Below are 13,032 nucleotides of genomic sequence, written 5' to 3'. Positions count from 1 at the left end.
CCCAATACCTTTGTGGTGCACAAACCACCGATCGGGTTCCGCACGCCCGGGAGTGCGGCAGGTGGCATCACTCGAACCGTCCCGTAGGGCCCGGACCTGCGGTCGTGAAAAGCTTCACCCGACACCGCCGACAAGTGGTTCGCCATACGCGAATGCCGTTCCGGAAGAAGCACTTACGCGCGGAGCTCGGCTACATACCCACGAAGCACCGCCCCCGCATCCAGCATCGCAAGACCCTGCTCGGTCAGCTTGGCCTGCCAAGCGGTCAGAGCAGCGGTAAGGGCCTCGGTACTCCCCGCGGCACGGATCTGAGCGATAACGGCCGCGATGTGCTCGAGACGGTAACCACCACGACGGAGGATCGTCGTCAGATGAGCGTCGCGGCGGTCGGCGGAGGTGTAGAGCCGATAGCCGGTGGCGGAATCGCGGGCAGGGGAGAGGATGCCTGCCGTTTCCCAAGCTCGGAGAGTGGCGGGGGTAAGCCGCAGGTGCGCGGCTAGTTCACCGATGGTGTACGCGGTCTCGGGATTCGTTGTTGAGGAGGACGATTCGTTCGCCAGGTGGTCGACCGCGCGACGGATAGCGGTCAGAGTCTCACGGTCTTCCAGTAGACGGGCATGGGCACGGTCGATCTCGGTGAGAGCGGCGTCGAGATCGTCATCGTGCAGCGCACGCATGACGCGACTCGCGACGGAGTGCCCGAAGGCCGGAATCAGGGTGAGGTAGGTCCGCAAGGCGGCGACGTGGAGACCGGTGTAGACGCGGTATCCGGTGGGTGTGCGGTCGGCGGGCGGGAGACACCCGTCCTCCTCGTAGTTGCGCACCGCCTGGGTGGAAATGCCGTGCTCACGGGCCAGGTCCGTCGGCCGCAGGTTCCTCACGATTTGAGACTTTACCTGGCATCTGACTTGCAAAACCGGGTGAGGTCTACACCGTTTCTTCAACGATACGATATACCCACATGAGTCAGAAGATCTGGGACTTCATCCCCTCCACCTGCGAGCTCCTCGCCTTCGGCGAACCCACGCACAAGGAGCCAGGCTTCGCCGCCCTGCGCAACGAACTGTTCGCCGACCTGGTCGAGCGCGGCTTCCGCTCCATCGCCTTGGAAACCTGCCGCACAGCCGCACTCACCATCGACGACTATGTCCGCCACGGTGTCGGCACCCTCGACGAGGTGATGCGCACCGGCTTCACCCACGGCTTCGGCGCCTTCGACGCCAACCGGCAACTGGTGACCTGGCTGCGCGCCCACAATGCCGAACTGGCACCCGCGGACCGCGTGAGCATCCACGGTTTCGACGGCGCGATGGAAACCATGTACGCACCGAGCCCGCGCCCCTACCTCGAATATGCCTGCGACTACCTGAAACTCGACCTCGGGATCCACGAGGTGGCAGGCGAGGACGACCGGTGGGACCGCACCGAGGCGATCATGGACCCGACGGTCTCGGTCGGCGCCGGCACCGATGCCGCGCGCCTGCGCGTCATGGCCGACGACCTGCTCGTCCGCCTCCGCACCCGGGCACCGGAACGAATCGCCACCACCTCGCTCGACGAATGGCGCAGGGCCGCAGTCCATCTCACCACCGGCCTCGGCCTGCTGCGCTACCACGCTCGAGCCGCCGATCCTCTCCCCGACGACGAACGCTGGTCGGCCCTGTCCGCCACCCGAGACGCCCTCATGGCCGAGAACCTGCTCGACATCCGCACCGTCGAGAGTCCACGCGGCCCGACCCTGGTGTGCGCCCACAACCTGCACCTGCGCCGCACCTCGAGCATCATGCGAATGGGCCCGATGAACCTCACCTGGTCGGGAGCGGGCGCGATCGTCGCGGCCCTGATGGGGGAGCGCTACCAGGCGGTCCTCGGCAGCCTGGGCCGCAGCACCGGCCTGGAACTCGGCGAACCAGACCCCGGTACCTACGAGGGCATCCTCCAGAAGTCCACGTCCACTTGGGGACTGGTGGCCGCCGGCACCCTCGGTACTGCCGACATCCGCACCGATACGAAACCTGAGCAGGGCTACTTTCCCCTGGACCCCGACACGATCAAGGGAGCAGACGTGATCTTGCACCTGCCCGAGGGAAGCGCCACCAGTCTCGCCGATTGGGGCTAGCCCCAGTCCGGTCGCGATGACCTGTCCCGGGGCGGCGGTGCAGTCGGGCACCGTCGCCCCTACGAACTCAGGTCGCCTGGCTCACCGACGACATGTGGAAGTCCGGAATCCGCAAGGGCGGCATAGCCGTTCGGCTGAACCAGTCCTTCCATTCGCGAGGAAGGGTGATCTCGGTCGCGCCTGCCTCCGAAACCCGCCGCAACAGGTCGAGAGGACTCTCGTTGAAGCGGAAGTTGTTCACCGCGCCGGTGACTTTTCCGTCCTCGACGAGGTACACGCCGTCGCGGGTGAGGCCGGTAAGCAGCAGGGTGGCCGGATCGACCTCGCGGATGTACCACAGGCAGGTCAGCAGCAGGCCGCGTTCGGTGCGGGCGATCATGTCGTCCAGGGTGGCGTCGCTGCCGCCGGTGAGCAGCAGGTTTTCGCCGGGAACCGTTGCGGTGGTGCCGAATTCGGCGGCGGTGGCGCGCGGGTAGATCAGCGATTCGATGGTGCCGTCGGAGATCCAGTCGACACGCCGAGCGGACATTCCGTTGTCGAATACCGACAGCGACTCCGTCGACGACGGCATCGCCACGAACGGCCGGTACTCCAGGCCGCTCGCCTTCGGGTCGGAGTACAGGGTGAGCGGGAGGTCGGTGAGTCGCTCACCGACCCGCGTGCCGCCCGCCCGGGCGAACGCGTTGTGCCCTTCCTGGGCGCCGCGACCCTCCATGCTCCACGCCATGTAGATCATCAGATCCGCGACCGCCGAGGGCGGCAACAGGGTTTCGTAGCGGCCCGCGGGCAGGTCGACCCGGCGGGCGGCCCAGTCGAGCCGCCGCGAGAGCTCCGACAGCAGCCCGGGTGTGTCCACATCGACGAAATCGGGTGTCCCGACGCCGACCCAGGCGCTGGCGAGATCGCTGCCCTCCCCGCGCTTTCCATTGATCTCGACCGACCCCGTCGGCTGGGTGAACCGGCGCCGGATACCGGTGGAGGTGCCGAGCCAGGTGGTGTGCACCTGGTGGTGGGCGAAACCGTAGAGCCGGTCGGTGCCGTCGAATCCGGTCGACAGGTCGCGGGCCAGCCCGGCGAACACCTCGATCCCGGTGCTGCCCGGCGCCTGCTCCCAGGTGTCCGAATCGTCCTCTGTCGGCTCGAGCAGCGGCATGGCGTCCTTGGCCGGTTCGGCCGTGCGCGCGGCCTCCTCGCTGGCCCGCACCACGGCCGCGATGTCGGCCGGATCGACGCTGGTCGACGCGATCGAGCCCACGCGAGCCGAGTTCGGTCCGTCGCGGAAGATCGAGATCACCGCCCACGACCGCGACACCGACGAACCGTTGGTGGTCATCGAATTACCGGCCCACCGCAGCGACGCCTCGTGCGCGTCGGTGACGAGCACGATCGCCTCGTCGGCCGTCGACGCGGCAAGCGCCCGCTCGACCACCGCGCCCGCCGGGAACACACTCGCGCTCACTGGCCGCCCTCCGTCCGGGTGTTGAGAATATTGACCCCGCGCACCAGCACCGACGGGCAACCGTGACTCACCGCCGCCACCTGACCCGGTTGCGCCTTACCGCAATTGAACGCCCCACCCAGCTGCCACGTGCTCGGCCCGCCGACCGCCTCCATCGACCCCCAGAAATCGGTTGTCGTGGCCTGGTAGGCGACATCACGCACCTGACCGGCCAGCTCCCCGTTGCGGATCCGGAAGAACCGCTGCCCGGTGAACTGGAAGTTGTAGCGCTGCATATCGATCGACCAGGATTTGTCGCCCACGACGTAGAGACCGTCCTCGACCCGCGAGATCAGCTCGGCAGTGCTCGTGTCGTTGTCGGGATCCGGTTGCAGCGACACATTGGCCATCCGCTGGATCGGCACATGGTGCGGGGAGTCGGCGTAGGAGCAGCCGTTGGAGCGGTCCAGGCCGAGGCGCGGGGCGAACACGCGGTCGAGTTGATAGCCGACGAGGACACCGTCGCGCACCAGATCCCACCGCTGGCCCGCCACACCCTCGTCGTCGTAGCCGACGGTGGCCAGCCCGTTCACCTGTGTGCGGTCACCGGTGACGTGCATGATCGGGGTGCCGTAGCGCAAGGTGCCGAGCTTGTCGGGAGTGGCGAACGATGTACCCGCATAGGCGGATTCGTAGCCGATCGCCCGGTCGTACTCGGTGGCGTGCCCGATGGATTCGTGGATGGTGAGCCACAGGTTGGTCGGGTCGATCACCAGATCGGTCGGCCCGGCCACGACCGAAGGCGCCTTCACCTTCTCGGCCAGCCAGCCGGGGATCCGCGCGAGTTCGTCTGCCCAGTCCCAGGTTCCGTCGGCGCCGGTGACGTACTCCCACCCGCGCCCCGCCGGCGCGGCGAGGGTGCGCATGGTCTCGAACACCCCGGACGCGGCGTCGACGGTCACCGCCTCGAGCTCGGGATGCAACCGCACCCGCTGCTGGGTGATCGACGATCCCGCGGTGTCGGCATAGAAGGTCTGTTCCTTGACCTGCAACACCGAGGCGGTGACGTGGTCGACACCGTCGGCCGAGGACAACCGCCCCGAATAGTCCTGCAGCAGCGCCACTTTGTCGGCCGTCGGCACCGCGAACGGATCGAGATCGTAGGCCGACACCCAGGACACGTCGTCGTAGACCGGTTCGTCGGCCAGCTCCACCCGCTCCCGGTTCAGCGAACGCAGCGCTCGCGCGACCGTCACCGCGCGACGCGCCACCTCGGTGGCGGTGTCGGGGGTGAGGGCGGCGTGGGACGCGAAACCCCAGGTGCCGTCGACGATCACACGCACCGCCAACCCGAGTTCGGTCGCATCGGTGACCGCCTCGACCCGGCCGTCGCGCAACCGGATCGACTGGATCACCAACCGCTGCACCCGCAGATCGGCATGTTCGGCGCCCGCCGCGCGGGCCGCCGACAACGCGGCCTCGGCCAGCGCGGCGAGCCCGAGCGCGCGGAACTCTTCGTCCACCTCGTGTGAAGTCGTGGTACTCACCGCGCCTACGCTAGCGGCTCCCACCGACACGTGCCCCACACCCGCGTGAAAACCGGGCCGTGGCAGCGACAACCGTGACGCGCGGGCCCCGATCCTCCCGCCGGGGAACCCGCGGATGCCGTAGGGTGCCCGCCGTGCCGCCATCTGCCCTCCGCGATCGAAAAAGGGAACGAACCCGTCGTGCGATTCTGCTGGCCGCCGTCGAATTGTTCGAGGCAGCAGGCTATGAGGAGACCACCGTCGCCGAGATCGCGGCCGCGGCCGAGGTCGGCACCCGGACCTTCTTCAACTACTTCGCCAGCAAGGAAGAACTGCTCTTCCCTGAACCCGACGACCGCGTGCGCGCGGCGGTGGCGGCCATCGCCACCCGCAGGCCGGGGGAGCGACCCGTCGAGGTGTTGCTGCGTGCCCTGCGCGCCGCGGGCGACAACCCCGGCGAACACCTCGTCGACGACCTGGGCGCCCGCATCGCCGCCCTGCGCGCCCGCGTGTCGCGCACCGTTCCGTCGGTGAGCGGTCGCGCCGCGCATGCCCAGCTCGTCGCCCAGCGCGAGATCGCCAGGCAACTGCACCTGGCGTTTCCCCACGAACTCGACGAAGTCGGCGCCGCCGCCCTGGTCGGCGCCGTGGTCGGCGCGGTCTCGGGCGCGTTGACGGTGCTGTTCCAGCAACCGCAGCACAGCATCGACGACGGCGAACGCCTGCACCGCAAGATCCACGAAACCACCTCGCGGGTCCTGCAACCGTGGCTGGCGGCCCAGCCCGACGCGGTGCGCTAGGCGAACTGCTGCCAGCCCAGCCGCACCACCATCACCACGACGACGACCAGCAGCACCACCCGGACGAAGCCCGCGCCCTTGGCCAGCGCCATCCGCGAACCCACAACGGCACCGGCGATATTCGCCACCGCCATGCCCGCGCCGAGCCCCCACAGCACGTGCCCGGTTGCGCCGAGATACAGCAGCGCGCCCACGTTCGACCCGCAGTTGATGACCTTCGCCATCGCCGCGGCGCGCACGAACTCGGTGCCGAGCAGGGTGGCGAAGGTGATGATCAGGAAGGTTCCGGTGCCGGGGCCGAGCAAGCCGTCGTAGAGGCCGATCAGGCCCGAGGCGAGCGCGACGACCAGGATCACCTTGCGTCGCGTCGGCGGGTGCGTCGCCATCGTCAACCCGACCTTCGGTCGCAACGTCACGAAGATCGCCACGCCGACGAGCACGACCATCACCATCGGGATGAACAGTTCCCGGTCGATGAGCGACACGGCCGCCGCACCGCACGCGGCGGTGATCGCGGCGATCACCCCACCGGGCACCAGCACCTTCCACTGCATCGGCACCTTGCGCGCGAAGGTCAGTACCGCCGTGGCCGTTCCCGCCAGCGCGGCCATCTTGTTCGTGCCGAGCGCGGTCTGCGGTGCGATGCCGGGGGCCACCAGCAACAGGGTGGGCAGGATGATCAGCCCGCCGCCGCCGACCACCGCGTCGACCCAGCCCGCCGCCGCCGCGGCCACCAGTAGCACCGTCCAGTCTCCGAGTTGCACGCGTCAAGGCAATCAAGATCACGGCCGGAAAGCCAGCGGGCGCCTAGGCTTGGCCGGTGCGCCGGTTCAGTCTGTGGCTTCGTGGACGACCCATCGTCGCCGACTCCCTCCTCGCGGCGATGCTGCTGTGCTTCGACGTCCTCGGCGTGGGCGAGGCCAGGAACAAGGTCGTCTACCTCGTACTGTCGGTGCTGCTGCCGATGCCGGTGGCCCTGCGGCGGCTGTACCCGCGCGCCATGGCCGCGACCCTGCTCGTGCTGTCGCTGCTGTGCACGTTCACCGCCTACCTGCTGAACGAGAGCACCGCACCGCACGTGGCCCTGATCGGGCTCGGCGTGATGCTCTACACGCTGGTGGCCTACGTCGGACGCCGTGACGGGCTGATCTACGTGGGCTTCCTCGCCCTCGACCTGGGTCTGTCGGTGCTGCTGGTGCGCGAGCCCAAGGGCGGCGACCTGATCCTCGTCGGCGCCATCTACGCGCTGTGCTGGACGCTGGCGGAGTTCAACGGCGCCCGGCACGCCTACGACGCCGAGGTCGCCGCGCGGCTGGCCGTCGCCGACTACGACAAGGAGCGCCGCGCCCACGAGGCCGTCGCCGCCGAACGCACCCGCATCGCCCGCGAACTCCACGACGTGGTCGCGCATGCGGTGAGCGTCATCATCGTGCAGGCCGACGGGGCGAAATACGCCCTGCGCACCGACCCGGACGCCGCCGAACGCGCGCTGTCGACGATCGCGGGCACCGGCCGCGATGCCCTGCGCGAACTGCGCCGCACCGTCGCCCTGTTGCGCACCGAGCACGCACCCGAACTCCTGCCCCAGCACGGCAGCGCGGGCATCGCGCAACTGGCGCAGATGATGCGCGAGGCGGGCCTGGCCGTCGACCTCGAGCTCACCGGCGAACTCGACGACATCGCACCCGAGGTGAGCCTCGGCGTGCACCGCATCGTGCAGGAGTCGCTCACCAACACCCTCCGGCACGCCGGTGCGAGCGCCAAGGCCGTGGTGCGGGTGCAGCGCGGCGCCGAGGAGATCCTGGTGGAGATCACCGACAGCGGCGGAGTTCCCGTGCGGGAGAGCGCGATTCACGGTGGCGGTATGGGCCTGGTCGGCATGCGCGAACGGGTCGCGGTGCTCGGCGGCACCCTGCACGCGGGCAAGCTGCCCGACGGGCGCTGGCAGGTGAGCGCCCGCCTCCCGCTGCGCGCCGAAACCGACTGAACCGGCCGCTAGGGTGAGGGAATGCCGATCAGTGTGCTCGTGGTGGACGATCAGGAACTCATGCGGATGGGCCTGAAAATGGTCCTCGGCGCCCACCCCGACATCGAGGTCGTCGGTGAGGCGGCCAACGGCGAGGAAGCCGTGCGGCGCGCCGGGGAGCTGCGCCCCGACGTCGTGCTGATGGACGTGCGCATGCCGGTGGTCGACGGCGTCACCGCCACCGGCCGCATCGTCGCCACCGGTGACGGCGTGCGCGTGCTCGTGATGACCACCTTCGACCTCGACGAACACGCCCTCGGCGCGCTGCGCGCGGGGGCGAGCGGATTCCTGCTCAAGGACACCCCGCCGGAAGACCTCGTCTCGGCGATCCGCAGCGTCGCCGCCGGTGACGCCGTGGTGTCACCCAAGGTGACCAAACGCCTGCTCGACCGCCTCGTCGCCGACGATCCGGCCGGACTGCGCGACCCCTCGGTGCTCGACGTGCTCACCGTCCGCGAACGTGAGGTGCTCGAGCAGATCGCCGCCGGGCAGAGCAACGCCGAGATCGCCGCCGCACTGTTCCTGTCCGAAGCCACCGTGAAGACACACGTGGGCCGGGTGCTCACCAAACTCGGGCTGCGCGATCGGGTGCAGGCGGTGGTGCTGGCGTACGAGACCGGGCTGGTGCGGCCCGGCGGATGAGTGATCCGCCACGGGCCGGGAGAAAAAACGCGTGCTCGTGCGTTGAACGGGTAGATCGTCCGAAAGGATCACCATGACCGCCCTGCTGTTCGTGCTCTACCTCGTCGTCGAGATCGCCGCCCTCGTCGGCCTCGCCCAGGTGATCGGCGTCGGCTGGGCGCTGCTGGTGCTCGTCGCGGTCTCCGGCGTGGGACTGGCCTTGCTCGCCAAGCAGGGGCGACGGGTGTTCGACCGGTTCCGCCGGGCCTCGCGCGGTGAGGTGAGCGCGGAGAGCGCGGTCGCCGACGGACTGCTCGTCGCGACGGGATCGGTACTGCTGTTCGTGCCGGGCCTCGTCACCGGTGTGCTCGGATTGCTCGCCCTGTTCCCGCCCACCCGCGCGCTGCTGCGGCCGGTGCTCGAGAAGCTCGGTACCAGGCGCTTCGGCCCGCTGCCCTCGTTCGCGCCCGCGCCCTACCGTGGCGTGGTCGTCGATGCCGGCGGCGACGTGGTCGACGGTGACGTCGTCGGCCAGTGGTATGACGACGGGCACACTCGTGGACCGCGTGCGCTCGGTTCCGCCTGAACCGTCGACACTCCTACCGGCCGACGGTCTACAGTGACCCGCATGGCCACCGAGCAGATCACCGTCACGGTGAGCGAGGAACTGGCCGACGCGGTACGCCGAGCGAGTACCGCTGCCGGACAGTCGATGTCGGACTTCACCACCGCCGCGTGGCGGTTGGAACTGATCGCCGCCCGAGCGGGCGGACACACACCGGCGGGACTCGGCGACGCCGACGTGTGCGCCGTGCTGTCCCTGCCGACCTGACGATCCGCCGATACGGCAGACTGGGGCACCGTGAGTACCCAGTTGCTGATCGGCGGTCGTTTCTACAGTTCCAGCTCCCCGGACGCGACCGCGATGGCGGTCACCGACGGCACCGTGGTGTGGCTCGGTGCCGAGGCGCCCGGGCGTGCCATGCATCCCGACGCGGAGATCATCGACCTCGACGGCGCGTTCGTCGCGCCCGCGTTCGTCGACCCGCACGTCCACGTCACCGCCCTCGGACTGCGGCTCACCGGGCTGGATCTGCGCGGCGCTCGCTCGCTGGCCGACCTCCTCGACGCGGTGCGCGCCCACGCCGCGCGGCAGCCCGACGGGGTGATCATCGGCGACGGCTGGGACGACACCACCTGGCCCGAGCAGCGGCCGCCGACGGTCGCCGAACTCGACGAGGCCGCGGGGCCGGGCAGGCTTGTCTACCTCGCGCGCATCGACGCGCACTCGGCGGTCGCGTCGTCGGCGCTGCTCGATGCCGCCGGTGAGTCCGGCGACCGTGGCGAACCTCTGCGCGCCGACGCCCACCACCGGGTACGTGCCGTCGCCTTGGCCGGACTGTCTCGCGCCCAACGGGATTCGGCCCGCACCGCCGCCCTCGACAGCGCCGCCGCGCACGGCATCGTGGCCGTGCACGAATGCGCCGGACCCGACATCTCCAGCCGTGACGACGTGCGCGAACTGCTCGCCTTCGACCACGGCGTGCAGGTGCGCGCCTACTGGGGCCAGGCCGTGCGCGGCGCGGACGAGGCGCGCACGCTGCTCGCCGAACTCGGCGTGCACGGACTCGGCGGCGACCTGTTCGTCGACGGGTCGCTCGGTTCACACACCGCACTGCTGCGCGAACCGTACGCCGACGCCGCCGGCTGCGGGAAGAACTTCCTCGACGCCGATGCCGTCACCGACCACCTGCGCGCCTGCACCGAAGCCGGGATCCAGGCCGGGTTCCACGCCATCGGCGACGCGGCCATGGACCTCGTGGTCGACGGATTCGCCCGGGTCGCAAGCGAACTCGGCGGCCCCGCCCTCGCCGCGCGCGGGCACCGGGTCGAGCACGCCGAGATGACCGACGCCGCCGCGATCGAACAGCTCGCCCGGCTCGGAGTGATCCTGTCGGTGCAACCGGGCTTCGACGCCGCCTGGGGCGGAACCGACGGCATGTACGCCACCCGCCTGGGCGCCGAGCGCGCCGCCGGGCTCAATCCGTTCGCCGCGATGGCGGCCGCCGGGATCTCCCTCGCGATCGGCTCCGACGCCCCCGTGACGACCCTGAATCCCTGGGAACAGATCCGCGCCGCAGTCCACCACCGCACCTCCGGCCACGGACTGTCACCGCGCGCCGCCTTCGCCGCCGCCACCCGTGGCGCCTGGCGCGCGGGCGGTGTCCGCGACGGGATGGCGGGCACCCTCGTCCCCGGTGCCCCCGCGTCGTACGCGATCTGGGACGCGGGCGATCTCGTCGTCGCCGCGGCCGCCGACACCGTCCAGCGCTGGTCGACCGACCCGCGCTCGCGCGTCCCCGGCCTGCCCGCCCTCGACCCGGACGTGCCCCTGCCGACCTGTCTGCGCACCGTGCACAACGGCACGACCATCTACGCGGCCTGAGCCGACCCGCCACGAATCACGGAGCGCGACACCATGATCGACCCCGCCACCGGCGACCGGCCTCTACCCACCCAGCCATCGGGACAGACCGAGGGACCTGCGTATCCCGGCGACGAGGGGCGCGACAGTCCGTCCGCGCCGGAGGCGGGCCCTGTCGACGACCGCTCCGCTGAGCGGGGAAGGTCGACGGAACGACCTGCAGCCGGAACGAGCGCCACTCACGGACCTGACTCCACGTCGCCGTCGGAGTGGAGCGCGGGGCGGGAAGGCGATGCCGGTTCCGATCGAGCGGTGGGGACGGCGACGGCTGGGGCCGTGTTCTGGCGGATGGCCGTGGCGGTGCTCGGCGGGTTGTTGCTGTTCGCCAGCTTTCCGCCGCGGCCGCTGTGGTTTCTCGCGCCCTTCGCCGTCGCGCTGCTGACGCTCGCGGTCTACGGGACGCGCAGGGTGCGGGCCGCGTTCGGGTACGGAATGCTCGGCGGGTTGGCGTTCTTCCTGCCGCTGCTGCCGTGGACCGGGATCTACGTGGGGCCCGTGCCGTGGCTGGCGTTGTCGACGGCGTGCGCGGTGTTCTTCGGGCTCTGGGGCGTGCTCGCGCGGTGGCTCGGCGGACTCCGCGGATGGCCCGTGTGGCTGGCGCTGGCGTGGACGGCGACCGAATGGGCGCGCTCGAATGTTCCCTTCGGCGGATTCCCTTGGGGGAGAATCGCTTTCGGGCAGGCCGACGGTTGGTACCTGCCCCTGGCGGCCTACGGCGGCGCCCCGCTGATCGGCTTCGCGGTGGCCCTCACCGGCACCGCGCTCGCCGCCATCGTGCTGCGGGTGCGCGCCGGACAGCGCATTGTCGACAAGGGCATCGCGCTGACCGGTCTCGCCGTGATCGTCGCGCCGCTGGCCGGGCTCGCGCTGCGCCCCACCCTGCCCGCCCCCGACGACGGCCTGCGCACGGTGACGGTCGCCGCCATCCAGGGCAGCGTGCCGCGACTCGGCCTCGACTTCAACGCCCAGCGCCGCGCCGTGCTCGACAACCACGTCCGGCGCACCGAGGAACTGGCCGACAGCGTCGCACGCGGTCAAGAGCGCAAACCGGACATCGTGATCTGGCCCGAGAACTCCTCCGATATCGACCCGCTGCGCAATGCCGACGCCGCCGCCGTCATCACCCGCGCCTCGGAACGCATCGGTGCCCCGATCCTCGTCGGCGCGGTTCTGCTGAACGGCGACCGGACCACCACGAACTCGGTGATCGTCTGGAACGGTGCCGCCGGGCCGGGAGAGCGCCACGACAAGAAAATCATCCAGCCGTTCGGTGAATACCTGCCGATGCGAAGTTTCTTCCGTTTGTTCTCTTCCTATGCCGATCGCGCGGGCTATTTCGTACCCGGCCACGGCGACGGCACCGTTACTGCCGCGAATGTCCGAATCGGCGTCGCCACCTGTTATGAGGTCGCCTTCGACCGGGCATTCCGGGAATCCCTTGCCGCGGGCGCGCAATTGCTGACCGTCCCGACCAACAACGCCACCTTCGGCGAGAGTGAGATGACGTATCAGCAATTGGCGATGTCGCGGGTGCGCGCGGTCGAGCACGGGCGGGCGCTCGTGGTCGCGGCAACCACCGGGGTCAGTGGGATCATCACCGCCGACGGCACTCTCACGCAGCACTCCGACCAAGTCGTCCCCGCGGCGCTGGTCGCCCAGTTACCATTGCGCGACACGGCGACGATCGCGACCAGGATCGGTGCGGCGCCCGAACTGGCGTCCGTTATCCTGACCGCGATCGGCGCGGGACTGCTCTTGGCCCGCCGCCACCGAGCGAACCAGACGCAGGTTATGCGCAGCTCGGGAAATTCTGAATAAGCGGTTTGTTTCAGCCCGGGGGAAGCGGCATCGAGTTGCTGCTACAGGGGTGTAATTCGTTGAGCGCGAAATAAATCCAGATCGGTAGCCATCCGGCCGCCGGAGTACTCCGAATCATGGGCGTGGATAGCCACGCCCTGGGCCGTCGTGTGCCCGGGCGCTGCTCGGGGAGTCGTGACACACCAGAACGGAGTGCTTG

At 69.9% G+C, this 13,032-nt stretch carries 12 protein-coding genes; 8 read left to right on the top strand and 4 right to left on the bottom strand.

All coding sequences use genetic code 11. The features are described 5' to 3' along the window. Positions 1-173 precede the first annotated feature (173 nt). A complete protein-coding gene (locus tag NCO8_RS00860; protein ID WP_067635567.1) occupies positions 174-881 on the bottom strand; it encodes a MerR family transcriptional regulator in 708 nt (235 codons plus the stop codon). Between the two features lie 80 nt (positions 882-961). On the opposite strand from NCO8_RS00860, the gene NCO8_RS00855 reads away from it, so the two are divergent. Continuing rightward, positions 962-2,119, top strand: a complete 1,158-nt coding sequence (locus NCO8_RS00855) for an erythromycin esterase family protein (protein WP_067635513.1) — start codon at positions 962-964, stop codon at positions 2,117-2,119. A 67-nt stretch (positions 2,120-2,186) separates the two neighbouring features. Here NCO8_RS00855 and NCO8_RS00850 read toward each other — a convergent pair whose 3' ends face one another. Then, entirely contained in the window at positions 2,187-3,566 is a 1,380-nt protein-coding gene (locus NCO8_RS00850; RefSeq protein ID WP_067635565.1) for a TldD/PmbA family protein, read from the bottom strand. Between the two features lie 8 nt (positions 3,567-3,574). Beyond that, positions 3,575-5,104: a TldD/PmbA family protein gene (locus tag NCO8_RS00845; protein WP_067635511.1), complete on the bottom strand. Its 1,530-nt coding sequence runs from the start codon at positions 5,102-5,104 to the stop codon at positions 3,575-3,577. A 134-nt stretch (positions 5,105-5,238) separates the two neighbouring features. On the opposite strand from NCO8_RS00845, the gene NCO8_RS00840 reads away from it, so the two are divergent. Beyond that, on the top strand, positions 5,239-5,883 hold the full coding sequence (locus NCO8_RS00840) for a TetR family transcriptional regulator (protein WP_303745828.1): 645 nt from the start codon (positions 5,239-5,241) through the stop codon (positions 5,881-5,883). Here the strand turns inward: NCO8_RS00840 and NCO8_RS00835 are convergent. Then, positions 5,880-6,647 (bottom strand): TSUP family transporter, encoded by a 768-nt coding sequence (locus tag NCO8_RS00835; RefSeq protein ID WP_067635509.1) that lies wholly within the window; start codon positions 6,645-6,647, stop codon positions 5,880-5,882. The two genes, NCO8_RS00840 and NCO8_RS00835, sit on opposite strands and share 4 nt — an antisense overlap. A 56-nt stretch (positions 6,648-6,703) precedes the next feature. On the opposite strand from NCO8_RS00835, the gene NCO8_RS00830 reads away from it, so the two are divergent. From NCO8_RS00830 to lnt, 6 genes are all read left to right on the top strand, one after another. Beyond that, positions 6,704-7,870 carry a sensor histidine kinase gene (locus tag NCO8_RS00830; RefSeq protein ID WP_067635507.1) on the top strand — a complete coding sequence of 389 codons (1,167 nt, stop codon included), beginning with the start codon at positions 6,704-6,706 and terminating at the stop codon, positions 7,868-7,870. 21 nt (positions 7,871-7,891) lie between these two features. After that, positions 7,892-8,551, top strand: a complete 660-nt coding sequence (locus NCO8_RS00825) for a response regulator (RefSeq protein WP_067635505.1) — start codon at positions 7,892-7,894, stop codon at positions 8,549-8,551. A gap of 73 nt (positions 8,552-8,624) precedes the next feature. Next, positions 8,625-9,116: an FxsA family protein gene (locus NCO8_RS00820; protein ID WP_067492207.1), complete on the top strand. Its 492-nt coding sequence runs from the start codon at positions 8,625-8,627 to the stop codon at positions 9,114-9,116. A gap of 42 nt (positions 9,117-9,158) precedes the next feature. After that, positions 9,159-9,362, top strand: coding sequence for a hypothetical protein (locus tag NCO8_RS00815; protein ID WP_067492208.1), 204 nt, complete (start codon positions 9,159-9,161; stop codon positions 9,360-9,362). A gap of 30 nt (positions 9,363-9,392) precedes the next feature. Next, the gene (locus NCO8_RS00810; protein ID WP_067635503.1) at positions 9,393-10,976 is read left to right on the top strand and encodes an amidohydrolase; all 1,584 of its coding nucleotides are present in this window, start codon (positions 9,393-9,395) and stop codon (positions 10,974-10,976) included. 327 nt (positions 10,977-11,303) lie between these two features. After that, the gene (lnt, locus tag NCO8_RS00805) at positions 11,304-12,833 is read left to right on the top strand and encodes an apolipoprotein N-acyltransferase (protein ID WP_067635563.1); all 1,530 of its coding nucleotides are present in this window, start codon (positions 11,304-11,306) and stop codon (positions 12,831-12,833) included. Positions 12,834-13,032 lie beyond the last annotated feature (199 nt).

The sequence above is a fragment of the Nocardia coubleae NBRC 108252 genome (genome assembly GCF_001612805.1).
GTDB classification, from domain to species: Bacteria; Actinomycetota; Actinomycetes; order Mycobacteriales; family Mycobacteriaceae; genus Nocardia; species Nocardia coubleae.
Note: the sequence above shows the minus strand (reverse complement) of the source record. Positions and strands in the feature narration are given on the sequence as shown.